The organism is Paenibacillus sp. JT31N17, from assembly GCF_056269255.1.
Map to the genome: position 1 here is coordinate 749384 of NZ_JBWDNP010000001.1, position 26924 is coordinate 776307.

18 protein-coding genes are annotated in these 26924 nt (G+C 51.2%); 13 read left to right on the plus strand and 5 right to left on the minus strand.

The window, feature by feature from the left end; all coding sequences use genetic code 11:
* The first annotated feature begins 38 nt into the window (after window positions 1-38).
* Window positions 39-503: an SRPBCC family protein gene (locus AC0YOB_RS03185; RefSeq protein ID WP_475791517.1), complete on the plus strand. Its 465-nt coding sequence runs from the start codon at window positions 39-41 to the stop codon at window positions 501-503.
* Between the two features lie 72 nt (window positions 504-575).
* Window positions 576-1808 (plus strand): aminopeptidase, encoded by a 1233-nt coding sequence (locus tag AC0YOB_RS03190; protein WP_475791518.1) that lies wholly within the window; start codon window positions 576-578, stop codon window positions 1806-1808.
* A 52-nt stretch (window positions 1809-1860) separates the two neighbouring features.
* On the opposite strand, the gene AC0YOB_RS03195 is transcribed toward AC0YOB_RS03190, so the two are convergent.
* The gene (locus AC0YOB_RS03195; protein ID WP_475791519.1) at window positions 1861-3150 is read right to left on the minus strand and encodes a glycosyltransferase; all 1290 of its coding nucleotides are present in this window, start codon (window positions 3148-3150) and stop codon (window positions 1861-1863) included.
* Between the two features lie 394 nt (window positions 3151-3544).
* Between AC0YOB_RS03195 and AC0YOB_RS03200 the strand changes: the two genes are divergently transcribed.
* The 5 genes from AC0YOB_RS03200 (at window position 3545) to AC0YOB_RS03220 (ending at window position 8812) form a co-directional block, all read left to right on the plus strand.
* Window positions 3545-4021, plus strand: a complete 477-nt coding sequence (locus AC0YOB_RS03200) for a DinB family protein (protein WP_475791520.1) — start codon at window positions 3545-3547, stop codon at window positions 4019-4021.
* A gap of 6 nt (window positions 4022-4027) precedes the next feature.
* Window positions 4028-4519 carry a GNAT family N-acetyltransferase gene (locus AC0YOB_RS03205; RefSeq protein WP_475791521.1) on the plus strand — a complete coding sequence of 164 codons (492 nt, stop codon included), beginning with the start codon at window positions 4028-4030 and terminating at the stop codon, window positions 4517-4519.
* 776 nt (window positions 4520-5295) lie between these two features.
* Window positions 5296-6270 (plus strand): ABC transporter permease, encoded by a 975-nt coding sequence (locus AC0YOB_RS03210; protein WP_475791522.1) that lies wholly within the window; start codon window positions 5296-5298, stop codon window positions 6268-6270.
* An 11-nt stretch (window positions 6271-6281) separates the two neighbouring features.
* A complete protein-coding gene (locus AC0YOB_RS03215; protein ID WP_475791523.1) occupies window positions 6282-7163 on the plus strand; it encodes a carbohydrate ABC transporter permease in 882 nt (293 codons plus the stop codon).
* Window positions 7164-7216: 53 nt separating this feature from the next.
* Window positions 7217-8812 carry an extracellular solute-binding protein gene (locus tag AC0YOB_RS03220; RefSeq protein ID WP_475791524.1) on the plus strand — a complete coding sequence of 532 codons (1596 nt, stop codon included), beginning with the start codon at window positions 7217-7219 and terminating at the stop codon, window positions 8810-8812.
* Between the two features lie 32 nt (window positions 8813-8844).
* On the opposite strand, the gene AC0YOB_RS03225 is transcribed toward AC0YOB_RS03220, so the two are convergent.
* Together AC0YOB_RS03225 and AC0YOB_RS03230 are read right to left on the minus strand one after the other, a co-directional pair.
* A complete protein-coding gene (locus AC0YOB_RS03225) occupies window positions 8845-10470 on the minus strand; it encodes a response regulator transcription factor (RefSeq protein WP_475791525.1) in 1626 nt (541 codons plus the stop codon).
* A gap of 39 nt (window positions 10471-10509) precedes the next feature.
* Window positions 10510-12255 (minus strand): sensor histidine kinase, encoded by a 1746-nt coding sequence (locus AC0YOB_RS03230; protein ID WP_475791526.1) that lies wholly within the window; start codon window positions 12253-12255, stop codon window positions 10510-10512.
* Window positions 12256-12677: 422 nt separating this feature from the next.
* Here AC0YOB_RS03230 and AC0YOB_RS03235 point away from each other — a divergent pair, with 422 nt between their 5' ends.
* Window positions 12678-15896, plus strand: coding sequence for a hypothetical protein (locus AC0YOB_RS03235; protein WP_475791527.1), 3219 nt, complete (start codon window positions 12678-12680; stop codon window positions 15894-15896).
* 120 nt (window positions 15897-16016) lie between these two features.
* On the opposite strand, the gene AC0YOB_RS03240 is transcribed toward AC0YOB_RS03235, so the two are convergent.
* Window positions 16017-17636 carry a response regulator gene (locus AC0YOB_RS03240; protein WP_475791528.1) on the minus strand — a complete coding sequence of 540 codons (1620 nt, stop codon included), beginning with the start codon at window positions 17634-17636 and terminating at the stop codon, window positions 16017-16019.
* Window positions 17611-19458: a cache domain-containing sensor histidine kinase gene (locus tag AC0YOB_RS03245; protein ID WP_475791529.1), complete on the minus strand. Its 1848-nt coding sequence runs from the start codon at window positions 19456-19458 to the stop codon at window positions 17611-17613. The genes AC0YOB_RS03240 and AC0YOB_RS03245 overlap by 26 nt, the downstream gene beginning before the upstream one ends.
* A gap of 99 nt (window positions 19459-19557) precedes the next feature.
* Between AC0YOB_RS03245 and AC0YOB_RS03250 the strand changes: the two genes are divergently transcribed.
* From AC0YOB_RS03250 to AC0YOB_RS03270, 5 genes are all read left to right on the plus strand, one after another.
* On the plus strand, window positions 19558-20991 hold the full coding sequence (locus AC0YOB_RS03250) for an ABC transporter substrate-binding protein (protein ID WP_475791530.1): 1434 nt from the start codon (window positions 19558-19560) through the stop codon (window positions 20989-20991).
* Between the two features lie 97 nt (window positions 20992-21088).
* On the plus strand, window positions 21089-22648 hold the full coding sequence (locus AC0YOB_RS03255) for an ABC transporter substrate-binding protein (RefSeq protein ID WP_475791531.1): 1560 nt from the start codon (window positions 21089-21091) through the stop codon (window positions 22646-22648).
* A gap of 188 nt (window positions 22649-22836) precedes the next feature.
* Window positions 22837-23757, plus strand: a complete 921-nt coding sequence (locus AC0YOB_RS03260) for an ABC transporter permease (protein ID WP_210046463.1) — start codon at window positions 22837-22839, stop codon at window positions 23755-23757.
* A 96-nt stretch (window positions 23758-23853) separates the two neighbouring features.
* Entirely contained in the window at window positions 23854-24798 is a 945-nt protein-coding gene (locus AC0YOB_RS03265) for a carbohydrate ABC transporter permease (RefSeq protein WP_210046462.1), read from the plus strand.
* 55 nt (window positions 24799-24853) lie between these two features.
* Window positions 24854-26875, plus strand: coding sequence for an MGH1-like glycoside hydrolase domain-containing protein (locus AC0YOB_RS03270; protein WP_475791532.1), 2022 nt, complete (start codon window positions 24854-24856; stop codon window positions 26873-26875).
* Window positions 26876-26924 lie beyond the last annotated feature (49 nt).

A 26924-nucleotide genomic window follows, 5' to 3' on the forward strand; every position in this document is an offset into this window, starting at 1 on the left:
TGATAGAAAAAACTTGTAATTCGAAAGGGGAAATGATAATGACAACCTTGAATCACGTACCGGCTGTAAAGGCCGAAATGCTAATTAGAAAACCGGTTGAAGAGGTGTTTGAAGCATTTATCGACCCGGCGATTACTTCAAGGTTTTGGTTCACCAAGGGCAGCGGGAGACTGGAAGCGGGAAAACGCGTGCAGTGGGTCTGGGAGATGTATGGTGCTTCGACTGACGTGGATGTCAAAGAAATCAAGGAAAACAAGCGGATTCTCATCGACTTCGGAGGCACCGCGGCCGAGTGGATTTTTACTCCTCAGTCAGAGAACGAAACTTTCGTCACGATTACAAACACAGGGTTTGAGGGAGATGGCGATGATATCGTAAAACAAGCCTTGGATTCAACGGAAGGGTTTACGATCGTTCTATGCGGTCTGAAGGCTTTTCTGGAGCATGGCATCGCTCTAAATCTTGTATCGGATAAAGCTCCTTACGCCCACGTAAAACGTTAGGACTCCCCTGCAGCTCATCCTGGCAAGGCAAAGAAAGTTACATAATATCAAAATGGAGGCGGATCGGTTTATATGTATCCTACACAACAGCAATTAGAGAAATACGCGGCGCTTGCGGTCAGCGTCGGCGTCAATGTTCAGCAGGGGCAGACGGTTGTCGTCATGGCGCCGATTACCGCCGCTCCGCTTGTACGTCTTATCGCATCTAAGGCTTATGATGCGGGAGCAAAAAACGTGCATGTGGAATATAACGATGAGGAGCTGTCCCGCATTAAGTACAAGCAAGCGCCGGAGGAGGCTCTCACGGAATATCCGATGTGGCGCGCCAAGGCTTGGGAAGAATTCGCGGAGAACGGCGCAGCGTTCATCCAGATCTACTCTCCGAATCCGAACCTGCTGAATGATGTAGAGCCGGCCCGGGTCGCGGCAGCGTCCAAGGCAGCATCTGCTGCTCTCAGCGGCTACCGCGGTTTTCTGATGAATCATACCAATGCCTGGTCGCTCATTTCCTATGCGACACCGGAATGGGCGGCCAAAGTATTCCCGGACAATACGCCGGAAGAGGCCGTTCAGAAGCTGTGGAAACTGATTATCGATGCTACCCGCATCGACTTGGAGGATCCGATTCAAGCGTGGAAGGAGCATAATGCGAAGCTGCTTCAAATGGTTGAATTGCTGAACGGCAAGCGCTACAGACAGCTTCAGTACGAAGCGCCGGGAACGAGCCTGACCGTTGATCTGCCGGAAGGCCATATCTGGCTCGGGGGTTCCAAAGCGAACGCGAAGGGTGTCTTCTTCAACCCGAATATGCCGACCGAAGAGGTATTCACGATGCCCCATAGGGATGGAGTGAACGGGACTGTTCGCAGCACGAAGCCGTTAAATTACAACGGTCAGGTGATCAACGGTTTTTCCTTAACCTTCAAAGACGGCAAAGTCATCGATTATTCCGCTGAGCAGGGTTACGAGGCGCTGTCCAATCTGTTGAACACGGATGAAGGGGCAAGGCATTTGGGTGAAATCGCTCTGGTTCCTCATGACTCACCTATCTCCAATTCCAATGTGATCTTCTTTAATACGTTGTTTGACGAGAACGCCTCCTGCCATCTGGCGCTGGGTCAGGCATATCCCGTTAACATCAATGGCGGCACCGCCATGTCGCCGGAGGAGCTTCTCGCTCATGGAGCGAACAGAAGCCTGACTCATGAAGACTTCATGATCGGATCACCGGCAATGAATATTGACGGTGTGACGCAGGATGGCGCCCGAGAGCCAATCTTCCGGAACGGGAACTGGGCCATCTAGCAGGTCAAGCCATCAATCAAAGCCTTCCGGAAGCGGCAGGCTTTGATTGATGTTATCTCTTACGCCGCTTCGTTTTAACCATGCTGCGGACAAGCGAATAATAGATGCGTTCGTATGCTTCAGCTTCCTGTTCAATCGCAGGAATTTGAACCTGTTTCATATTGGCTTTAAATTCATTCAATAACAAAGGGTTATCCAGTATTTCGAGTATGCGTTCAGCAAGGTGGCCGGCATCCCCGACACGGAATGTGAAGCCGTTGATACCGTCCTTCACTTTCTCAGCCATGCCTCCTATATCGGATACCAGAGCCGGTACCCGGCTTGCAAGGGCTTCATGAAGGGCCAGCGGATAATTCTCATACCAGATCGATGGAACAACGGCGATATCCACTTCCTGATAGAGCTGCTGGATATCCTGTTCCGAATAAAGTCCGCATAAGGCGGCGCGGTCGTCCGCAGCAGCGGCCTGCTCAAGCAGTTCGGTATAATCTGAAGGTCCGGATCCATAGATCTTCAATTTGAGCCGATCAGTCGGAATCATGGACATAGCTTCGAGAATCAGGTGAACGCCTTTATGGGGGCTGAGAGATCCACCGTAAAATAAAGTAAGCGGGTCGCCGGCCTGGTATACCCGTTCATTGGCACGGATGGTTTCATATTTCATCCCATGATTCAGCACCTCCACGTTAAGATCCGGCAAGCTGTTTTGAAACAGGCTGGCCAAGGATGCGGAGGGGGAGATAATTCTGCCGGCTGATCGCAGCAGCGGGATGTGGGTGCCAAGCCGCTGCTGAACATCAGGAAGCAGGCAGTGGATGCGGCAGTTCTCGCCCATTTCGGGACCCGGGCATAGCGCGTTGCTCGTTTGCAGCAAAGTGCTCTTGGGACATATGAACCAAAAGTCGGTTAAGGTGATCACATATTTGATCCCGAGAAGCGCGCTGGTTTGCATGAATTCCATTGCCCGCATCGGATGTCCGAAATGAATAAGGTCGGGCTTTTCCGTTTCAATCATTTTTCTCGCGAATAAAGTTAAATCCGGATTGCCGGTCTCGAAAGTATCGGCAGGGTCCATATGCTTATGACGATAAGCAAGAACAGGTATCCCTTCATGGTCATACTCCCGGTAAACCACTTCACCGACAGCATGCGGGTAGCTCTCCAGAGCACCCTTACTGTAGGCGACAACTTTAACACGATGCCCCTTGCTTTGCATCGATCTGGCCATATTGAAGACGAATTTTTCGGTTCCTGTATAGGATTCGGGATAAAAGGAATGGACGATGTACAGGATGTTCAGCAGTTTTTTCCTCTCAGGCTTACCAGCCCGATTCCTTCTCATCCGACGTGGCTTTCTTCTCTTGAGAAGCCGATTGCGTACCGCCGCTTTCTTCTTTCTTGATCCGTTTCGCTTTATCTTCTTATTCCTTGCACGGCCGGGTTTTGGTTTTCTTGAAGGTTTCCTTTTTTTCCTCAGGGACACGGTTCTCCTCCTTCAACCATCCATAACAGCTTTAAAGGCATTCGTTTATGCATCATATGTCAGGAGAAGGCTAATTTCGTGGGTGAATTCATTAACTATGTGAGTTTACGCCAGTCGGGCAGAGCTTCATGCCGCAGGAGCGATTCAGAATCATTTTGCTGAAATGTAACTGGCATAAGTAGGAGAAGATGATGTATTTGAATATTATATGGTATAAATTGTATAAAAATAATAAAAATCAGGAGTGATAAAGATGGAAAATTTCTTGTTCAGCCAGCTGGCATTCGTTCGGGGCCAAACCTTGAAATTAATGGAGGGAGTCACGGAGGAGACCGCAGACCTGGTTCCTGGAGGATTCCGGAATACGATCCGCTGGAATTTGGGCCATATCTATGTGGTCCTGGAGCGGTTCGCCTTTCAACACATGAGGCTTCCGCAGCATTTGCCCGAAGGGTTCAAAGAGCAGTTCGAATATGGCACTTCACCGTTAAACACTCCGGCTGACGCAAGCGTTCCGACACTTCCCGAGCTGGAAGCTTTGCTGAAAGAGCAGCAGAAACGGATTCGCGAGGTGTTGGGAGACCGCCTGTCCGAGAAGATTGTTCCGCCTTACACGACGTCTTCCGGCATGACCCTGGAAACGCCGCAGCAATTTCTCAACTTCAATCTGTATCATGAGGGGATGCATTTGAGCGTCATCAAACTTTATAAATCTCTGTTATCCCGGTAATTATCCATGTATAATTTTGTTCCCATGACCCGGCAGACGGCTGAAATCATATCGGACTGGACCTATCCGCATCCGTACTCCATCTATAGTATGGATGCAAGTGAGGAATGCATAGGGGAATTAATGAACGGTGATTATTTTTGCGCAAAGGACATGGATACGTTCAATCCATTGATTGGTTTTGCTTGCTGCGGCCATTCCGCACGTGTACCGGGCGGGTATGCGGCAGGGATTTATAATGATCCGGACAGGCTTGATATCGGATTGGGTTTACGCCCCGATCGAACCGGAAAGGGACTCGGAAGCGATTTTCTTGCGCAAAGCGTTCAATTTATGAGCAGACAATTTGAAACCTCGAAATTTCAGCTGGTAGTCGTGGCTTTTAACGAGCGAGCCATTAAAGCCTATGAGAAGGCCGGGTTCCGGCAGGAAGAATTATTTGAAAGCGGCGCTGATGAGCATCAGATTCCTTTTGTGTTGATGAGATGTTCGATATAGAAACGGCTGCGTTATGTGGCTCAAGTTAATGAGCCATCGGAAGTTATCCTCAGGAGTATTCGCGTATATTTGGAATGATGAACAGCCCTGGCAGGCCGCTTGATGGCGTTGCCAATTGTAAACCTTGACGCCATGCGCGCCAAGGTTTATTTGCTGTGAGCGTATTGCCGAGAGTGACCACCTCCCGGGGTCGTGAACATGATTCGTATTCCATCTAAAGGATGGAAGGAAAATGGAAATGGCCAAGGAAGTCTTTAACCACTGCCTTGGCTGGGTGCTTGTGTCTGGTTTCTGCTTTGGGCGGTACGACTGGAAAGGCGGCTGCGGATAGCAGATAGCCATTTGTAATCGGTACATATAGGTATGCACATAGGAGCATGAAGGGAGTACATGAACCTGCCGCTTCGCCGTATAACGAAACTTTTCGTCGTATTATGAATGGCTCCGCGTCTGCCGCACCGTTTATACTGAGCACGTAGCCACAGGAAAGAGCATCGGCAAAGCAGAATTATGAAGTTTGACCGCAGACATTTGGAGGCAAGATGGAGCAGGATACCCCCGTACATGTATGTCAATTCGGCGCGCGCCGATATGTACGTGGCGTGCGTATTGAACGGTCAAAAATATGCAGCATGTTTCTTGTGCTGAACGGGTTATCGGCCGGCGGACTGCGCTTTTGTGAAGCTGCGGCGCAATCGTTATGAAGACGTCCGTACAAGGTACAGGCTTGATGACAACACGGCATCGGATCTTGTCTTCGAGGACGATTAAGAAAGATGGAAAGGCTGGTGCGGCCCATGCAGGCAAGCGTCGAAAGCGTTATGAAGGAGAAGCCGCGCTCGCTCAGGCGGGATTCACTGAAGAAGTATATGATTCGCAATAAATGGCTGTACATATTTCTGATCCCCGGTTTTTTATATTTGCTGGTATTCAAATACGTGCCTATGCTTGGCATTGTCATTGCTTTCAAGGAATTAAGCCTCGTCAGAGGGATTTGGGACAGTCCCTGGGTCGGATTCGGGCATTTCGAATATTTATTCCAGGCCAAAGACTTCTATAAAGTGCTGCGGAACTCGCTGCTGCTCAGCGTGTACCAGCTGCTCTGGGAATTTCCCGCGCCGATCATTCTGGCGGTTATGCTGAACGAAGTCAGGGGTATGGTGTTCAAGCGCGTATCCCAGACGATCATGTACCTGCCGCATTTCATCTCCTGGGTCGTACTCGCGGGGATGATCGTCAACTTCCTGTCCCCATCGACCGGGATGGTCAATTACGTGATCAAGTCATTGGATATGGAACCGGTCAACTTTCTGCTGGACCCTGCTTATTTTCGTTCGATCATCATTTCGGCGGAGGTGTGGAAAGGGATCGGCTGGGGCACAATCATATACTTGGCGGCCATGACGGGAATCGATCCGACGCTGTACGAATCGGCCAGGATGGATGGCGCAGGCCGGCTGCAGCAGATCCGGTTCATCACGCTGCCGGGCATTGTGACCACGATTATCGTGCTGCTTATTTTGCGGATCGGCAATATTCTCGACAATGGGTTCGAGCAGGTCTTCCTGCTGTATAATCCGCTGACGTACGATGTGGCCGATGTCTTCGAAACCTATACGTACCGGATCGGCCTGATCGACGGCAGATTGTCGTTTGCGGCTGCGGTCGGCTTGTTCAAATCACTGGTCGGATTTGTGCTGATCATCATTGCGAACCGGATCGCGCGAATATTCGGAAATCAGATATGGTAGGTGGGAATTCAATGCACAGACTCAGACGTCTTGAATGGTTCGATGGCGCAAATTATACGCTGCTGGTTATGGTTTGCATTATCATGCTGTATCCCTTCGTTAATGTGGCAGCTGTTTCGCTCAGCTCTTACAACGCCTTTGTCGAGAATCCGATGATGGTCTGGCCGCATCAGCTTAATTTCTCCGCATACGAACAAATATTGTCGCATCCAATCCTGCTGAGCAGCTATATGAACACCATTATTGTTACGATCAGCGGCGTGGCGCTCGGGATGCTTCTGTATATCATTACGGCTTATCCCTTATCGAAAAAGCATCTGAAGGGCCGCAATGCATTTCTGCTGATCGTTATCTTCACCATGCTGTTCAACGGCGGGATTATCCCGAACTTCTACCTGTTCCGGGAGCTTGGGTTGATCGATACGCTGCTGGCGCTCATTCTGCCGCTGCTGCTGTCGGGCTTCAGTCTTATTCTGATGAAAAACTTCATGGAAAGCCTGCCCGAGGAGCTGGAGGAGGCGGCCAGAATCGACGGCGCGTCCGATCCGTACATTCTGTTCCGGATTGTTGTCCCGCTGTCCAAGCCGATTATTGCCACATTATGCCTGTTTGCCGCGGTCGGCTACTGGAACAATTTTTTTAACGGCATTATTTATATACGGAGTGTGGAGAATTGGCCCCTGATGCTTTTCCTGCGTGAAATTATCGAAGGAACGCGGATGCAGGAGATTTCCGGGGGCGGGAATATGGCAGAGGCCGGGCGGAACGCGGTCGTGCCGGAAACGCTCAAATATGCAACGCTGATGGTGGTCATGATTCCGATTCTGTGCGTCTATCCCTTTGTGCAAAAATATTTCGTCAAAGGCATTATGCTCGGATCCGTGAAGGGTTAGAATGACTCCGACAGGAGTGTTCTTATATATTTTTTTCAATCAGGAGAGGGGTAATGAAAATGAACAAGACCATGAGGGGAACACTGCTTGCGCTCATCGCGGCGGTACTCCTGTTTACGGCGGCCTGCAGCGGAAGCGGCAACGGAAAAGGCGGGAACGGAACGAATGAAGGCGGCACTTCGGGAAGCAGCGGCCCGACGGAAACGGGAAGCGGCAAGGAGGAGCCGGTCAAGATCAAAATCATGGCGAATCATGAGCAGGCAAACCTGTCGGCTACGGACAAGAAATGGGTGGAGCAGGTTCAGAAGGATCTGAATGTGGAGCTGGAATTTGATATCCCGCCGGTTACCGGATACCAGGAAAGGGTGCAGCTTATGCTGGCGTCCGGAGATTACCCGGATCTGGTCTATTTCCCGGCCGCCAATGATCAAAGCTTCCTTAATGCAGTCCGGGACGGCCTGATCGTGCCTGTGAACGATTACATTAAAAATGAGGAAAGCCTGATGAAATATACCTACGATGTGTCCTGGAATGCGCTCAAAGTGCAGCAGGACGAGAAGATTTACGGCATTCCAAGAACGACGGTAATCCGTAATGACGCATATTGGGTGCGCAAGGATTGGCTAAAAAATATCGGCTTTGCCATTCCTGACAATTCGGAAATTACAATTGACCAGTTTACGGAAATTTTGACGAAATTCACGAAGAACGATCCCGATGGCAACGGCAAGGACGATACGTATGGTTATGCGGCGTTCGCCGATCCGAACAAGGTGCTGCAGCCTATTCTGACGAGCCAGTTTGGCGAGATTGGCTGGCAGAAGTCGGAGGGAGGCGATTTCGAATATATGGACGCGATGTACGACCGCAGCAGCGACGCCTACAAGAAATCGCTGGCTTATACCGCGCAGCTGAACAAGGACGGACTGCTCGATCCGGATTCCGCCGTCAATAATTCAACAACGGCGCGGGAGCGGTTCATCCGGGGTATTACAGGTGTAATGTCCGGCTTCGCCGGTCATTATGAATGGCATGCAGGCGATCTCAAGAAGGTTAATCCGGATGCGGACATCACCTATTTGTTCGTGAAGAACGAGAAAGACGGCAAAGTAGGAGGAGCCGGATACGGAGTAGGCCTGTGGGGCTTCTGGGGATTGACCAAAAATGCGAAAAATCCGCAAAAGGTAATCGATGTGCTGAACTATTATTTAAAGGATGATGTCTATCCGACGATGCTGATCGGTTACGAGGGCGTTGACTACAACAAGCAGGGTGACAAGCTGACAGCGGCTGAAGACAAGGAAGAAGCGCCGATCCGGCGCAATACGATGCGTCGCGCGGGCGACACGGAAATCTACTTCTCGCTCACGACGCCTCAGGACATTATCGACATGAGCACGCCTTGGCTGAACAAATCGGTCGAATCTGTCGTATTGTCCAAAAATCTGGATTTCACGCCGGAGGCAGCGAAGAAGCCGGATTATATGGATTACAAAAAAGTTTGGGATCAGACGATCATGAAGATTGTCCTTGGCCAAACGCCGGTCGATGAATTCGATAAGCTGCTTGCCGGATGGTATGACAACGGCGGCGGGGACTATGTGAAGGAGATGAATGAATTTATCAAAAGCACGGACAGCGGCCAATAAATCGCTTGAAGAGGGAGAAAGGGTGACGGGAGTCACCCTTTCTCTTTGTCGTATGCAGGGGGGAGGATGGAGGTTTTCACCGAGCGCCGGTATTCATTCGGTCCCATTCCTGTCATTTTCTTGAACATGGTGGAAAAATAGGAATAATGGCGGAAGCCGACCTTCTCTGCCAATTCGTAATTGCGGAACCGGGCTTCTTCCAGATATCTCTTGGCTAATTCGATCCGCTGCTCCAGCACATAATCGATCACCGAAGTGCCGACCTCCTTCTTGAACAGATGGCCGAGGTGGGATGGGCTGAGCTCCACCTCACGCGCAATTGTGTCCAGCGACAATTCATCCTGCAGATGCAGATGAATGTACTGCATGGCGCGGGCAATCTCGGGACGAATGGAGAGCTTGCTGCTCTGGATGCGCAGCATCCGCTGAAACCAGCCGTCAAGCCTCTGGATGGCGTCGAATAAGCTGCCCGCTTCCCGGAAGTCCGGCCATGGCGGAAGATGGCTGTCATTCACAAAAATCGTCTTCAGCTCTGTAAGCCAATCGGTAACATCGCCCGGCTGCTGCTTCATCTGCAGAAAAAAGGTTTTCGCTTTATTCAGAAACCGCTGGAGCGTTTTCGGATTCGGATCGGACGCGGTTTGTGCGGCCAGCCCGTTCAGCCATACGGCGTCTTCGCGTGACAAAGGCTGAAACGGGAAACAATCCTCCGCATGAATGATGCGCGGACGTTCGTGATAGAACCGGTAGATAATCAGCCTGGCGGTCTTCTGATAGACGGCTTTCAGCTTGTGCAGCTCTCTGAAAGGCGGACTGGCGGCACTTGCAAGCTGCAGCTTCAAATAATTCGACAGCGGCTCCTCCAGCCGGATCTCGATCTGCCGGCACAGCTGCTTGTAATAATCCTGGCTTGTCACTGGACCGGTAAAGGTAATCAGGATAACGAAGCGGCCGAAAAAGGCGGGAATGATTTCGAACTGCCCGGGCAGCAGCGGAAGCAGCGATTCGCGCACAATCTCCAGCATGCTGTATTCTACAAGCGACTGGTCGTTCTCGGGATATTTGGCGACAAACAGGGGCAGCGGATCGGCCTGGCACACAATCATCAGGAAATGATCGGCCGCAAGCGAAATTCCGATCGCGCTGCTGCGCTGGATAATTTCCTGCTCCTGGGTCAGCACGGAGGTGAGCAGCTGCTGGAAAAAATGTCTGCGCAGCGGGTACCGGCTCGACTCGACCAGCCGCCTTTCGCGGTCCAATGCGACAACCCATCTGCGCTCCTTCTCCAGTTCCATGGAGGCGCGCTCCAATGCAGCCATCGTCTCAGCCGGATCGATCGGCGACTTCAATATATAACCGAAGGCTCCCTTCTGTACGGCTCTTTGCGCATAGGAGAAATCCCGGTGCGCAGTGAGGATGATGCATTTTGTATCCGGGAACGAAGCGGCCATATGGTCAAGCAGCGTGAGACCGTCCATGACAGGCATCGTGATATCGATTAGTGCCATATCGGGCTTCAGGCCGCCGCATAATTCAAGCGCCTCGGCCCCGTTCCCGGCTTCTCCAACGATTTCATAGCCCCAATCCGTCCATGGAAAGCTTTCCCTCACGTGCTGTCTTGCGATTGGCTCATCGTCGACAAGAATGATTCGTTTCATGCAGGAGCCTCTCCTTTTTCATATCAAATGGGTATGCTGCTAAGGGCCGTTCGGCAATTTGATGGTGATACGGGTCCCCCGGTGCTCCTCGCTGTTTATTTCAATGCGGTATTCTGCCCCGAACATTAGCCGAAGCCGCTCATGTACATTGGTCAGACCGATATGTTCGCCCGTCTGTTCCTCACGCCCGCGGTAGTGTATGCGGGCCGTCAGCTCGTTCAGCGATTGTACGTTCATGCCAACGCCGTCATCCTCGATGAGCAGCTCCCAATAATGGTCCTCAAGGGAGGTGCTGATAAACAGCAGGCCTTCACTTTTATTTGGAACGAGGCCGTGGAAGATGGCATTTTCAACGAGGGGCTGCAAAATGAATTTGGGCAATTGCCGGTCAAGCGACAGCGGATCGATATCCATGTCGAATTCGAATTGGCCGGGATAGCGGCTTTTCATAAGCTGGACGTAGTTCCGGGCCGCATTCAATTCTTCCCGCAAGGTGACAGGAGCCGGAGACGCATCAAGCGTATAATGCAATTGATTCGTCAAAGCAGAGATCATCCGGTCCATCTGCTCGGACTTTCCCTGCCTGCCCATCATGCTGATCGTGTTCAACGTATTGTACAGGAAATGCGGTTTAATTTGCATATGCAGCGCCTTGAAATCGGATTGTTTCTTCTGTTCCTCCGTTTCCTTCAATTCATCGATGAGATCGCCGATTTTATTGGTCATTTTATTGAAATGCATGGCCAGAAACCCGATCTCGTCCTGGCGGTTCAAGCGCACCTCGGCGTTAAGGTTGCCAGAGCTTACCTCGTTGATCGAGGCGGCGATCCTGCGGATCGGACGGCTGATGAAGCTGGAGATGAAAAACGAAAGAGCAGTCGAGAGCAGCAGGGAAGCAAGCGCCAGCCACCAGGAGAGCCGGACGGAATAATCGAGGGGCTTCAGCAGATCGCTTTTGTTCATGATCCAGACAATTTGCCAGCCGGTAATGTCGTTCAGTCCACGAGTAATAATAATCTCCCGTTCTGCCGCATCCTCCGTCTCGGTCTGAATCCAATCCTGCTGGAACAAAGCCGGATCGATGCCGCTCAGCGCGAAGCTGTGCGCCCGGTAATCATACTGCATGTACGGCTTCCTGCCGAAGACCGGGCTGCGCTGGCTGTCCAGCAGTACCAGCTCGCCGCTCGCGGACGGGGTGTCGGTTGGAAGCAGCGCCTGGTACAGGCTGTCCAGATCGACGTCGAACATGAGGATATCATGATTTCCTGCGGCGGAAGGAATGGCCAGCGCAGCAGTCAGCGTATGCCGGGAGACGTTGGAGAAGTACGGCCCGATCCAGTAGATGCGGTTGAATTCCGTCATCTGTTCAAGCTGTTTCATTAAATACGCATTTTTAGGCAGCTCCCAGCTGTTTAGCGATGTGCTGGCCTGGACCTCCCGGCCGGACATGACGTGAATATTGCTTACGTTCGGAATGAAATGGATCAGATTGCCGTTCAGCCATTGATTGATTTGCTCGTACTGCGCTTCGGCAAACCTGGTATCGTGGGCGATTGTAAGCAGGTTGGTGCGGATATGCTGCATATTCATTTCCAGGTAGCTGTCCGCTTTTTGCACCATCTGCACGGCATAGTTCATTTGTGAATCGACGAGGATGGCTGAGGAATATTTGTGATAGGAATAGCCCAGCAGCAAAATGAGAGACTCGAAGCAAACGAATGTGATAAGAAACACCTTGGGCGTAATCTGCAGCTTCTTGAGCCATTTCAAGTTTAGTAGGGGCATGTTTATTCTCCTTGGATGTTCTCTTCCTATCATAATAAATAATACAGCCTGCATGGTAGAAAAAGCGGGATTGTTTAATTTTTCGTCGGATTGTGCAGGAGAAACCCGGATCTTCCAGAGCATGTGGTTTAAATACACCCGGCCTGGCTGCTTTTGCCCGATAGCCGATAGAAAATGAAATGTCGCCGTAGATTATTTTATTTACCCTTTGTTGTAAGCGGATACAATAAAGCTTGTGACGGGGAGGCTTGGTCACTTGACAAAGTTGAGAGTGGAGTGGTCTCTTGCCCGCAAAAACCGGGGTTAAGATAGACAACAACTTGCCCGTTTTTTTCTGAAAGGAGGCGATGAAGCGGATTACCGGATTGGCATGGGGCAGGGCAGTGAGGTATTCGATTCTAAAAGAAATGGGAGGAAGTTTAATGAAAAAGCGAAAACGTATCAGGTTAGCGTGGATCGGCGCGGCTGTCGTTCTGTTCTTAAGTGCACTCGGCTTACTGGATGTACAGCCGTCGCATGCCGATGGTCCGTCTGACACGCTGCGGGATATTTACAGCACGCAGGCGGGCAACGATTTATTTTATTTGACGGCTGCAGCCGGCTTCGAGAATGCCCAGTCGGTGTCGAACAGCACAACGACGTTTCACAGTGCGCCATATGCTCTGCGCTTGAAATTTACTGCGGGCTTTGACCGCGATATTGTCGGCTTACGGTTTATCAAGCCTGATTCAACGGCGGACACATTCGCTGTAACGCCGCAAATGAAAATCACCGGGGGGCTGGAGTTCTGGGTGAACCCGAAAGCGTCTCCCAGGGTGCCGGGCTTCTCGGTCGGACTCGTCAGCGACAGCAGCGGGAATCTGATCGAAACGCGGCTTCCGGTTTCAAAATATTTGAAGAGCGGCGACTATGCGGACAAATGGACGCGGATCGTCATCCCGTTCCAGGACTTTTCCGATACCGGCTTTTATTATGATCCCGTTACCCATCTGTCCACCTCCGCAGCGTTTGACTGGAGCCAAGTACGGGGATTGAATTTCTTCGCGGATACGACTGCGAGCGGGTACTATGACCCCAGCGTCGATAATATCCGTTTTATTACCTCGACTATCAAGCCGGTCACTGTTCAAGGGGAGCATATGGTGACAGATGCCGGAGATCCGGTACGCTTCTGGGGGATGAATCTGGTATCGACCTACCCGACCCACGAACAGGCGGACCATCTGGCGGCCAATCTGGATTCCCTCGGAATTAACGTCGTCCGGCTTCATCATCTGATGAGAAACAGTCTGGACTGGAACCCGATTTCCAAAATCGGCGCCCTGACGACGTATACCACGAATACGCGTGACCCGAACCTGGAAGCCTGGGACCGGTTCGATTATCTTAATGCGCAGCTGCGCGCCCGCGGCATCTATATTCAGCTGAGCCTGGATTCATCCAGAAAGTATCTGCCAGGCGATGTGGACATTATGCAAACCACCTCCCAGGACCGTACGGATTGGATGGCGGCCATGGATGCTCTGAACAAGATGCCGAGCAACGTCGATCTGGTGCGCCTTCTTCCGATGATTGACGAGCGTGCGGCGCGGCTCATGGAGGAGTTTGCGGGGAATTTGCTGACGCATGTCAATCCCTATACGGGCATTGCTTATGGCAGCGATCCGCAGGTGCTTTATCTGGAGACGATGAATGAGACCTCATCGGAATACGGCGTCACTGCCGGCAACAAGTTCGAGAGTACGGCGTTTCCGGCCGTTTCATACTGGAAAACGATTCTGAATACGAAGTGGGCGGCTTATACCGCGGCTCACGGCGTTGCGCCATGCGACTTTTATGCCCCGACGGCGACAGCGCAGAAGCTTGCACGCGGCGATTTCCTGCGGGAGCTCGATCAGAATTATTTTAACCGGATCAAAAGCTATGTGACAGGCTTGAATGTCCAGAAGCCGATGATCTTCTCCAATCTGTGGCGGGGAGAAAGCTTTCAGAAGATGCAGGCCGGCGTATCGGATTTGATTGAGGACCACAATTATGTCAACCCGCTGATTGTGAAGGATTTCGACGATGTATTCAATTCATTTACCAAATCCACAATAGCAGGCAAGCCGTTTTTTATCGGTGAAATCAACCAGCAGGAAGCGGCAGCCAGCCTGCCTGTCAATGCGCCGTACCGGAGCATGCTTTTACTGGCTGCCAGTGCATACGGATCGTTTAACGATTGGAGCGGCGTCGATTGGTTCGCATGGGAGCACGGCGACCGCATGCTCGGCAAGGACGGATGGTCGATGTGGGAGGAGCGCCAGCCCAATGTCCTTGGCGATATGGTCGGCGAAATGCAATCGGACGGCATGAATCTGGATCATCTGCGCACATCGGGCATCCTGTTCAAGCAGGGCTTGACTGCAAAAAGCACAAATCCAAAGACGATTTATGTGGATGATCCGACGGGGGCGACAGACTATAATTCGCTGATGACGCCCAAATATTCCATCAAGCCGGGATGGCAAAATATAAACAGCTTCCGGCGGACCTTTGGCCCTGTTCCAGCCTCTCAGCCCACGGCTCCTTATATGACAACTGCTCCTGCGAACCCGCTTGTTTCCGATACGGGGCAAATCGTCAAGAATACGCAGCGCAAACAGCTGACTATCGCTGCGCCGCAGGCGGAAGCGTTCAGCGGATTGCTGGACAGCCAGCCCCCCGCGCTGTTAAACCGGCTGCAAATTACAGGCAGCAGCGGGTCCGCCACGGTGATCATGGTTTCGAACGACGGGAACGATTTCCCGGATGCCCAGAAGCTGATCGTCAGCAGAACAGCTCTGGATGCGGCGAATAATGAAATTACCGGCCCGCAAATCAAGCTGAAGCAGCTTAAAGCGTCTACCGGCACCAAGGCCTGGTATATCAAACGGACGCGTCCGCGGGGCGAGACAGGCTATGAGCAGCTGGCCATGACGACACCGGGAGAGCTGAACCTTCCAGCCGACGCCTGGCATGAAATCGAGCTGGAATACGCGCCGATCGGAAGCCTGCCAACCCGTCAATCCTCCGTTCAACCCGGCGATCTGATCCGTCCGGTGTTTGACGACAGCTTTCTCATCTCCGGCGTTCTGGGGACCGCCCAAGGCGGATATTCGATGAATTCGGGATACGCGATCGACAGCAGCACCGTATTTACCCCGGCGGAAGGAACCAAGTCGCTGAGATTGAAATTTACGGCAGGCTTCGATCCTTCGCTTGTCGGCATTAATTTTACAAATTCGGCTTCCAAATCGGTTCTCATGGACTATACATCGCTCGAAAATACAGCGGGAATTCATTTCTGGGTGTACACGAAGCGAAAAGTCGAAAGCTTGTCGGTTGAGCTTACAAGCGACAATAACGGGAAGCTGGTGGAGAGCAGGGTGCCGCTTTCCAATTATTTGACAGCAGCCGATTACGGCAACAAATGGGTGGAAGTGACGATTCCGTTCTCCGCATTTCCGGATATGGGCGTTTACTATGACAGCGCGACAGGCCTGCCGACATCCATGCCTTTCCAGTGGAATCGGGTCAAGGGCATAGGATTCTATGCTTCAACCGTTACAGGCGGCTATTATGATCCATACGTCGATGATATCCGCATTGTAAATAATTAACAAGGAAAGGCCGGGTGTCGATCAATTCGACACCCGGCCTTTTTCGCTTTGAGCAAAACTGGTGACAACAGCCATTGGAAGCAGCTTCCGTACGCGCAGCCGGCCCTTGAATTTTCTCTTCTAAGGCGACTGAATAAGCGTCCGGTATTTCTGCGGATGCATACCGGTATATTTCTTGAACACGGTGCTGAAATAAGTCGCATTCTCATAGCCGACCATTTCGGCGATTTCCAGGATTTTCAGATCTGGCGACTTCATCAGCTCCTTGGCCGCTTCCATCCGCACCTTCATCACATATTCCGTAATGTTTTCACCGGTCTCCTGCTTGAAGATCAGGCTGATATAGTTCGGAGACAGGAAGACCTCCTCCGATAACCGCGCAATCGTAATGTTTTCCATATAATTTTGCGAGATGATGGCTTTAATTTTATTGATCATGTGGCTGTTCTTCTGGTTATGCTTGGCGGCAAAATAACCGGTCAATTCCCCGAACAGCGACAGCAGCATCGCACGCAGCTCCGAAACATCGCGTTTCGCATAAACCTCGCCGAATCTGGCGGAGAAGTCGGCCCCGGCCAGCTCGATGCTTTCGCCCATTTCGTAGAACGATTTGGAAGCCATATTAATCAGCTCGATACATACGCTTTGTACATATCCGACAGGGCAATTGCGGTCTGCGCATACAGAGTCGAAAATATCGTTCACCTTAAGAGTCGCCTCTTCCCGGTTGCCCAGCTTCATGGCATTGATGAGCTTGTTCTGGTCGTCGTACAGCTTGGGATATTCCACGACGAAACGGTTGGATTTGAAATCGCTGATTTGCAGAATTGAATTTTTGCCGGTAAAAAATTTGTATTCGATGGCCGAGCGGGCTTCGCGGTACGAATAGTGCAGTTCAAGCATGCTGCGCACAGGCTCGCCAATCCCTGCGGATATGGGAATTTTCAAATATTCGTTGATGGAACCGATCATCTCCTGGCAGATATCGAGATGCCGGCTGGTGCCGGGGGCGACCGGATCGAACAGGACGACAAACTCATTCTCGTTCATGCAGAATGCAATCCCCGCATCATGCCGGTTGACGATTTCCTCCATGATGTTGTTGATGGAGAAGCTCAGCAGCTGCCTGTTTTCCTCGTTGTACCGCTCGATGGCCTTCCCGTATTCGTCGATTTGGAATGCCGCCACACAGCGCATGCCGGACAAATCAAGAGGAAGCTCGAAAAAATTCAGCTTGTCAAGCACCTCCAGCTCGCTCTTGTACATGCCAAGCATCAGATTAGCGAAGAATTTCTCCCGCAGCGCAGGCATATTTTCCTGCAGCTGACGCTTGAGGCGAATGGCAAGCTCCTCCCGGCTGCGCTCGGCCGCAATGGAGGCGACGACTTTGCTGACCGTCTCCTGCAGCTCGGGAATTTTGATCGGCTTCAGGATATATCCGTCCGCCTTCAGGTTGAGAGCGGTCTGCGCATAATTAAAATCCTGCGCCCCGCTGATAATAATAATCCGGACCGGATCGCCCAGGTCCTTCAGCTTCAGCGCCGCCTCGAGACCGTCGATCATCGGCATGCGGATATCGGTGAGCAGAATGTCCGGCTTCAGCTCCAGGCACAGATCGAACGCTTCCTGGCCGTCGGCGGCGACTGCCGCGATTTCGATGCCCATCTCATCCCATGGAACGACTTCCTTCAAGCCTTCTCTCACATTGTATTCGTCATCCGCTATAATCATCTTCAGCATCTTCCACTATTCCCTCCAATGTCGTCAGACACGGAAACCTGACCGTGACGGTCACTCCCGGACCCTCATGACGGCTGTAATGAATCCCCGATTCCGCGCCGAACAGCTGTTTAATCCGGCGGTTCACATTAATCATGCCGAATGAGCTGCCGCTTCTTTTTCCGTCGTCTTCAAGCATGGCATTCAGCGCATCGACATCCGCTCCAATGCCGTTGTCGCTGATTTCGATGATGATCCAATTCTCCGACTTGCGGGCTTTAATGGCAATCATGCCTTTCCCGCGCCTTCTCTCAATGCCGTGAAGGAGAGAGTTCTCAACAAGAGGCTGCAAAATCAGCTTGACGGCATAATGGCCGTACACCTCCGGCTCCACCTCGATCGAATATTCCAGACGCTCCTTGAAGCGCACCTGCTGAATCGACAAGTAGCTCTCCACCTGGCGGAATTCATCCTCGACACGGATGACATTGCGCCCTTTGCTCAAGCTGTAACGGAAGAAATCGGAGAGGGAGGTGACCATCTGGCTGATTTCCGGCACCTTGTGACGCAGCGCGATCCAATTGATCGAGTCCAGCGTATTGTAGAGGAAATGCGGATTGATCTGCGCCTGCAGCGCCTGCAGCTCCGCTTCCTTCTTCTTGACCTCGCTTACGTACAATTTATTGATCAGTTCCTTGATTTGCTTTATCATCTTGTTATATTGACTGAATAAGTAGGTGAATTCATCCTTTCGCGAATATTGGATTTGCAGATCGAAATTGCCTTCCTGCGCATAGGACATCGATTTGATAAATTTGCGGATCGGACTCGTGATGTTATTGGACAGCAGCAGGGCGATCAGAAAGGCCAGAATCATGCACAGCGCCAATACGACATACATCACCTTGCGGAATGAGACAAGCTTGCCGTTCAAGTCGTTGATGGGGGATATGGATACGACCGTCCAGTCGAACTCTCCGATATGCCGGTAGGAGACGAGCATTGTCTTGCCGTCCATCTGCTCTTCGAAGGATTCGGACTGCTGGCCAAGCTTATCGTTCATCAGCTTGCGGATATACGGCTCGGAGGACAGGTTGCGGTTCAACTGCGACATATCGGGACTTACGACGACGCTGCCCTTGCTGTCGATGATAAGCACCGAGCTATTGACCGATGGCTTCAGCTGGTCGAGTATATGGTTGAAATCGTCTACGTCGTCTTCAATGGTAAGCAGGCCGACGTAGGGAATGATCGCATTGTTCAGGCCGAACAGCCGCTTGGCCAGCATGATCGTGTACACATTGGGCTGTGCGGGTGAATTGGCATGAAGTCCGATAATGGAATAACGCGATTTTTGAGGCAGCTTGACATACCATTGCTCCGTCTCGATTTGACTGATGATGGACACATTCCGGGAGAAATTGTACTGCAAATATTCCGGCCTGTCCATCATATACAGCTTTGATATATATTGATGCTGGTCATCTCTGGGCAAATCGTAGCTGTTGATGATTTTGTTCAAGTTGGTCAGCTCATTCAAGATCCCGACTTGATCGATGGGGCGTTCGGCGGAAAGGATGTCGGTCATATCCGGATTCAGATAAATCGAATCGGCGATGCCGTTCATCTCTTCGAATTTTTTGAGCAGCATCGTTTCGACCATGTTCAAGTTTTTTTGCACGGATACCTTGATGTTTTCCGTTATCGTCTGGTAGGATTCGTTGTAGATCGTCACGGAGATTATGGATGTCGGAAGAATGACCAGCAGCAGGAAGTACAGCAGCAGCCGGTATTTCAAGCTGATCGGGTAGAATGGATAATAGGCGGCCAATTTCCGGAACATATGTAATGCCTCCTTCGTCAGTAAATAAGCAATTTTATGCTGATTGAAAGCGTTTTACCGTCTGCTTGTCTCCATATTATAAAAGAAGGGACCGAATAAATGAACAAAAGCTTTCGTATGCGATTATCGAAATGGTTCCTTGCCGTCATTACGGCTGCTGTCTTATCGAGCGGATGCTCACAGAAGGAGAACGCCGTTCAGCCGGCAGATCAGGCAGGAGCGGACGAGCAAAGCAAAACGATTACCCTTGCCGTTCAATCAAATGTGGAGACGAAGCCGATGGAAAGCCTGATCAATCAATTCAATACGGCTCACCCCGGCTATACCGTCCAGCTATTGAAGCTTCCGCTCGACCGGTATGACGAAATCCTGAACATGCGGATGACCTCAGGCGAAGGACCGGATGTGTTTCAGCTCGATACAGGGTGGCTTGCAACGTACATTTTCAAAAACTGGCTGGTCGATTTGTCGACTATCGTAGACAGCCAATTTCTGAACCCATTCCCCAAATGGGTAGTGGATTACACAAGGGAGAACAGCCACTTCTATGCGATTCCATCGGAAATCATGACGCTCCGGCTTATTTACAATAAGGAGCTGTTGAAGAGCGCGGGTTTGAATCCGGACAGTCCCCCGACTACTTTACAACAATTGAGAAGCGATGCCAATCAAATTTCCAAGGCGGGAACAGGATACCGCAGGTATGGTTTTGCGCTCCCGGCTGGCGATGACGGGGCATTCCGCAAGGCGCTGGAAATGGCGGGCACGTACAGCGGCGTCTATCATTATGATTTCAGCAAGGGAAGCTACGACTTCACCGTTTATGAGTCCTGGTTTCAAACCATGCTGGCGATGAAAGAGGAAGGCGGTTTGTTTCCCGGGGAAACATCGCTGCAGAGCGACACCGCTTTAACCCAATTCTCGGAAGGGAATATCGGGATGATGTTCGTGACCGACCGCGACTTCGCGCTTCTAAGCGGCATGAGAACGATGAATTTTCCGCTCGGCATCGCGATGCCGCCGTTATTGACCGCGTCGGATAAAGGAAAAGGAGCCCTGATGGTCTCGCCGGAGTCGCCGTTCGTCATCAATGCGTACACGGAGCATGAGAAGGAGGCGGCTGATCTGTGGAAGCTTCTCCATTCAAGCTCGTTCATGGGCGCACAGTATAAGCAAGGCTACACGATACCGGTTTTGAAAGAAATTATCGACGACCCCGGGTACCAGCCGACACTGGACAACTTTGATCTATTTTTGCCCGGCCGTGAAGAATCGCCTTATCCGAAGGAACCGAAGTTTATTTTGCAGAATGAGCAGACTCCGTTCTCACCGAAAAATTTGGGCGACGGGCTGCGCATGAAGGCGTACAGGGATATTTTGCAGGGGATTGGTCCGCCGGAGGAAATTCTGGAGGAGCTGTCGCGGCAATATAATCATTCGCTGGACGACGCCGTCTCTAAAAATCTGATCAGCTTTAACGAATATGTGAACCCCAAGTTCGATCCACGGCAGCCATTAGGCGAAACACAATAGATTATCAAAAGTAGTCATAGATTATTTAATTCAGTTTCCGAGGAAAACAACCTATACTGAAACCGTAATCATTTACATCATAGCTGGAGGGGTTCCAATGAAACAAAGAAGAAGGCTTTTTACCAGTATGCTTGCTCTCGTAATCGTATTGACGATGGTGCTTGCAGGATGCTCGCAGAATGGCAAGTCAGGCAGCAATGCGGAAGAGAGCGGACAAAGCAATACGCCAAGCGACAATACGCAGAATAATGCTAATGCGCCAGCGGCTGAACCGGAGAAGCCGGCACTGGAGCCGGTAGAGCTGTCGATCTATTACCCGGGCACCGAGCAAAAAGACACAGCAGCAGTTGAAGAGGAATTAAACAATCAGCTGAAAGACAAAATCAACGCAACGGTCAAAATTCATGCGATCGACTGGGGCAGCTGGGCTCAGAAAATCAACCTGATGGTATCCTCCGGCGAACCGTTTGATCTGATGTTTACAGCAGGATGGGATAATTTCAGCGGTAATGTGGCCAAAGGAGCGTTCCTTGAACTGAACGACCTGATTGATCAGTACGCGCCGGAAACGAAAAAGCAAATCAATCCGTTTTATTTGACGGGCACGGCTGTAAAAGGAAAAAATTATGCGATTCCGGTTGAAAAAGAGCTTGCCAGCCAGTTCGGCATCGTTCTGAATAAATCGATGGTCGACAAATACAAATTTGATTTGACTACAATCAAAACATTTGCCGACCTTGAGCCGATGCTCCAAACGATCAAAGAAAATGAACCGGATGTAACGCCGTTCTGGGCCAACCGCAACGTTGTCGGCGATCTTCCGATTGAACCTGTCGGCAATAACCAGGTCCCGGGCGCAATAATGATCGGCGACACCAATGCGAAGATCATCAATCAGTTTGAAACGCCTGAAATGAAGGATTTACTGAACCTTATGCGCAGCTGGAACCAAAAAGGATTCTTCCAGGAGGACCCTGCTACGAAGAAGGACGCCGCAGCAGCGAATAAAGCAGGCAAAGTGTTCGCGCAGTGGCAGCAGCTCAAGCCGGGCAAAGCTGCAGAGCTCAGCACGAGCTTCGGACATGAGCTTGTACAGGTAGAGCTCACCCCTCCTTATACGACCAATGGCGACCTTAACGGATCGATGACCGCGATTTCCCGGACATCCAAAAATCCCGAACGCGCCATGATGCTCATCAACCTGCTGCATACGGACGCGAAGCTGGTAAATACACTGGTTAACGGCGTTGAAGGCAAGCACTATGTGAAGTCCAGCGACAATATTATTAAACTGCCTGATGGCGTACAGGCAGGAGGAAGCGGTTATTCACCGGGTATCAACTATATGTTCGGCAACCAGTTCCTTAATTATCTGTGGGATAATGAAGACCCGCAAAAATGGGAGAAATTCCAGGCATTCAATGACTCTGCAACGCAGTCGGCGCTGCTTGGCTTCAGCTACGATGCGGAGCCTGTAAAAAATGAAGAGTCGGCTATCGTTAATATTTTCGAAGCTTATATTGACGGATTGACGACTGGTGTCATGGACCCGGCCAAAGATCTTCCGGTTTTCCTCGATAAAATGAAAAAAGCCGGTTCGGATAAAGTGCTGGCCGAGAAACAAAAACAGGTTGACGCATTCATGGCAGCCAAATAAAATAATGCTCCATTGAACAAGCAAGCATCTCAGGCCGGCAGCCAATAGCCGGTTTGGGATGCTTGTTTTTGCATGCCCGGAAAGGCAATAGATATTTTAAAGCTTTCATAGATTGTTTTATTCAAGAAGCTGACCTTGAATTATAAAATGAAAGTACAACATATAAAAAGAGGAGAGGGCTTGACTGCATGAGACGCAATTTTCTGTTTAGAATCTTCCGATACCGCGCTTTATTTCTGATGCTGCTTCCTGCAGCGGCAATATTGATTTTCAACAATTATATACCGATGTTCGGGGTCATTGTCGCCTTCAAGAACTATAATTTCGACGGCGGCATATTGGGGAGTCCATGGGTCGGATTGGAGAACTTCAAATACCTGTTTCAGACGGAAGACGCCTGGAACGCGACCCGCAATACGGTTCTGTACAATGCGGTATTCATCTTCCTGAACACGGCAGTCGCCATTTTCCTGGCGATCGCGCTGAATGAATTAAGGAACCGCAAAATGGCCAAGTTTTTTCAAAGCAGCCTGCTGTTTCCCTACTTCCTTTCGTTCGTCGTCGTCAGCTATCTGGTATATGCCTTTATTGGCGGAGGCTTCGGCTTTCTCAACAAAGCGATCCTCGAACCGCTCGGGTTTGATTCCATCTCCTGGTACAGCGAGCCCAAATATTGGGTCTACATTTTACCGCTTGTGAATCTGTGGAAAAACGTCGGCTACACCATGGTCGTCTATCTTGCCGCAATTGTCGCAATCGATCATGAATATTATGAGGCAGCCGTCATTGATGGCGCTTCAAAATGGCAGCAGATCAAGAAAATCACAATTCCGCTCATGCTTCCGGTTATTATCGTCATGGTCATTCTGCAGGTCGGCCGGATCTTCAATGCGGATTTCGGATTGTTCTTCCAGGTTCCGCTCAACTCCGGACCGCTTTATCCGACGACCAATGTCATCGATACCTTTGTCTACCGGTCCTTCCTGCTGACCGGAAATGTAGGGATGTCGGCAGCCGCCGGATTCTACCAGTCAATCGTGGGCTTGATCATCGTCTTTGCGACCAACATGGCGGTACGTCGAATCAGCAAAGAAAACGCGATGTTTTAAATTCCGCTGAAATAGATCAGGCTGCGCATGCGGAAACGTCTTCCGCCCGCTTCGCTATCTGCTATTAGATCACAAGCTTTTAGGAGGAACAAGAGAATGTCTACCAACAGTCATGAAGCCGCAGGGCGCGTCAATGAATCGCAATCGTACAATTACAGCAACAAAATCTCGACAGGCTCGAATGTGGCGCTGAACGTTATGTTCTGGTTAATCAGCCTCGCTTGTTTGTTTCCGCTGCTGCTGGTGGTGTCCGTATCTTTTACGGACGAACGGTCCATTGTGGAATTCGGCTATAATATCATTCCAAAAGATTTCACCCTGTATGCATATGAGTACTTGTTCAAGGATGCGGAGAAGATCGTCCGCGGATACGGAATTTCGATCCTCGTGACCGTCATCGGCACGGTGATCAGCCTGATTGTTACTTCCTTGTTCGCTTATCCGATTTCCCGAAAAGATATGCCTTACCGCAACTTCCTGGCGTTTTTCGTTTTTTTCACCATGCTCTTCCACGGCGGACTTGTTCCCTGGTACCTGACGTACTCTGCTGCCGGATTGAAGGACACGTTGGCGGCGCTGATTATTCCGCTGCTCGTCGCGCCTTTTAATATCATCATTATGCGTATTTTCTTCATGAATACAATACCGGATTCGCTCATCGAATCGGCCAAAATCGACGGCGCGGGGGAATTCAGAATCTATGCCAGAATTATTCTTCCCTTGTCCCTGCCGGTTATGGCGACGATTGGTCTTTTCCAGACCTTGGCCTATTGGAACGACTGGTATACGAGCATGGTGTTCATTAACGACGACAAACTGGTCAGCCTGCAGTACCTGATGTACAAAGTAATTACACAGATCCAGTATTTGAATTCCGGCATGGTGGATGCCTCGGTAGCCGGAGGAGAGCTGGCGAAGGTGCCTACAGAAACGGTGCGGATGGCGATGGCTATCATCGGTATCGGTCCGATCATATTCGTTTATCCGTTCCTGCAAAAATATTTTGTAAAAGGATTGACGGTAGGAGCGGTGAAAGGCTAGTTCGGTGTATAGGTACACAACGATTGCGAACATTCATACGAAATGGAAAGGTGACATGATGAATTATCAATTAAATGACTTTGCTTTTGACCTGCGGGCCAGCCTGGCTCCGGAGAATCATATATGGGTTTGCAGCGGTTACAGCACCGTCGCTCCCATGGCGAATACCGTAACGGGAATTAAAGGCTTATATTCGCCTCCGTTTGCGGCTGGCGATGTGGAGCTGCTGCTGGATTTTGAAGCGGACGCCCATCTCGTCAGCGATACGGGAAATCGGGGAAAAGGGGACTGCGGCTTTCTATATTCGGGCGCGCAGTGGCGTCCCGATCGGATTGAGCGTACCGGAACCTATCACTACTTTGTCGACGGCCGGTTAATATCGCTGTCTGCGCACAGTTCTCTGGTCCCGCTGGCGGACCGGCCGGGATTTATGATGACGGTGAGGATCGGCAATCGTACCGATCGAAGTATAGAAGTGAGCGTCAAGCCGAAGCTTGTGCCCGGCCGTCTCGGCTATCAGCCGCTTGGCGATTGGGATTATGGTCATCCTTCCCCAGGTGAGCCTGTCCAGCCAGTCGATACGGGGATTTGGGAAAATGAGCAGGTGCGAATGACATTATTTAATGAAGAAATACAACCGTCATCCCTGCTTCCCGGACAAGAGGCCGTCTTCCGGCTGGCGGTCGTATTGTCGGCCTGCGGCGAAGCATGCGCTGCTCCCGACGATCTCTCCCGGTGGGAGCGGAGAACGGAATCGGTATGGCAGGAACGCATCGATCGAATGTGCGGATCCATCCCCCGGCTCACCAGCGATATTCCCGGGCTTGAGGATTATTACCGCCGTTCGCTGGTGAGCGGCCTGGTCTGCATGTGGGAGCATCCGGAATTTGCCATGCAGCCGTTTCCGGTCGTGTCGGGCATAGAGGGAGCCGGGATCTGCTGCTATCCATGGGATGCCGGAGGATATGCCGGCAGGACGCTGGCGATGATGCTGGGAAGCGATAAATTGCTGGAGTTTGCGAGGCTTATGGCTAATAGCGGGATTGCCCGGCATTCAAGATTTTCACCTGACGGCCAGGGCAGGGATGTCCCGTATGCGTACAGTCTCTGGTCGTTCTTCAATTTGGTATGGAGCAATTTGCAGCAGCATGGAGAGGGACATGAGCTCTATGATGTGCTGCGGAAGCTGCTGCTGGATGACGAAGAAAGGCTCCCTGTCTGGAATGAACTGCTGGATTACGGAAAGCAGCATAATTTGCTGGAAATGAGAAGCGCCGCACACGAGCATGTGGTCTCCAGTCCCAATGCCGAACGGGCGTGGTGCTATGACCGGTTAGCCGATCTGGCGGAAGGGCTGGACCTGGATAATAGCGAGGCCGCCCAGTGGCGTGAAAAAGCGGAACGGATCCGCAGCTCGATCAAGGAGCATCTGTGGGATGAGAAAATCGGCTGGTTCCTCTGCCGGTATCCGGATGGACATATGGAAGAAGTATATTCGATCCAGGCTTACGATACGCTAAGAATGGGGGCATGCACCGAAAATATGGCAGACGCACTGCTGACTCATCTGCGCGATGGAGCGTTTCTGGCGCCGTACGGCGTAAGCAGCATATCGGCAGAGGATACGGTTCATTACGAGCTGAATGATCCGGATTGGTCCGGCGGAGGCAGCTATACCGGAGAAAGCACCGTTCTTGCCCTTACTTTGTGGGAAATCTGCAAGCCTGAGCTGGCTTGGGATGTGCTGAAAAGATTGTTCTGGATGGGGCGGCATCTGCCCTATTACCCTCAGGAGCATTATTGCGACCGTCCTGCCGTGCCGGGTCACAAGCGTGCGAACGTCATCGCAGGGCTGGGCGGAGCTGAAGCCATTTTATTCGGTATGGCCGGCTTGACGCCCAAGCCTGACGGAACGCTCACCGTGTTCCCGCAGCCTTCTCAAGAAGGAAGCATTTCGATAACAGGCTACCGTTACCGGGGACAGCTCGTTGATGTTCATATGAGACCGGGATATTGCAAGGTCGTCAGAGACGGCGTTACAACGTATGAAGGAGCGCCTGCTCCCTGCGAGATATAGAATCCACCGATTGAAGGGATGACGCCGGTTCCGTACCGGCGTCATTTTG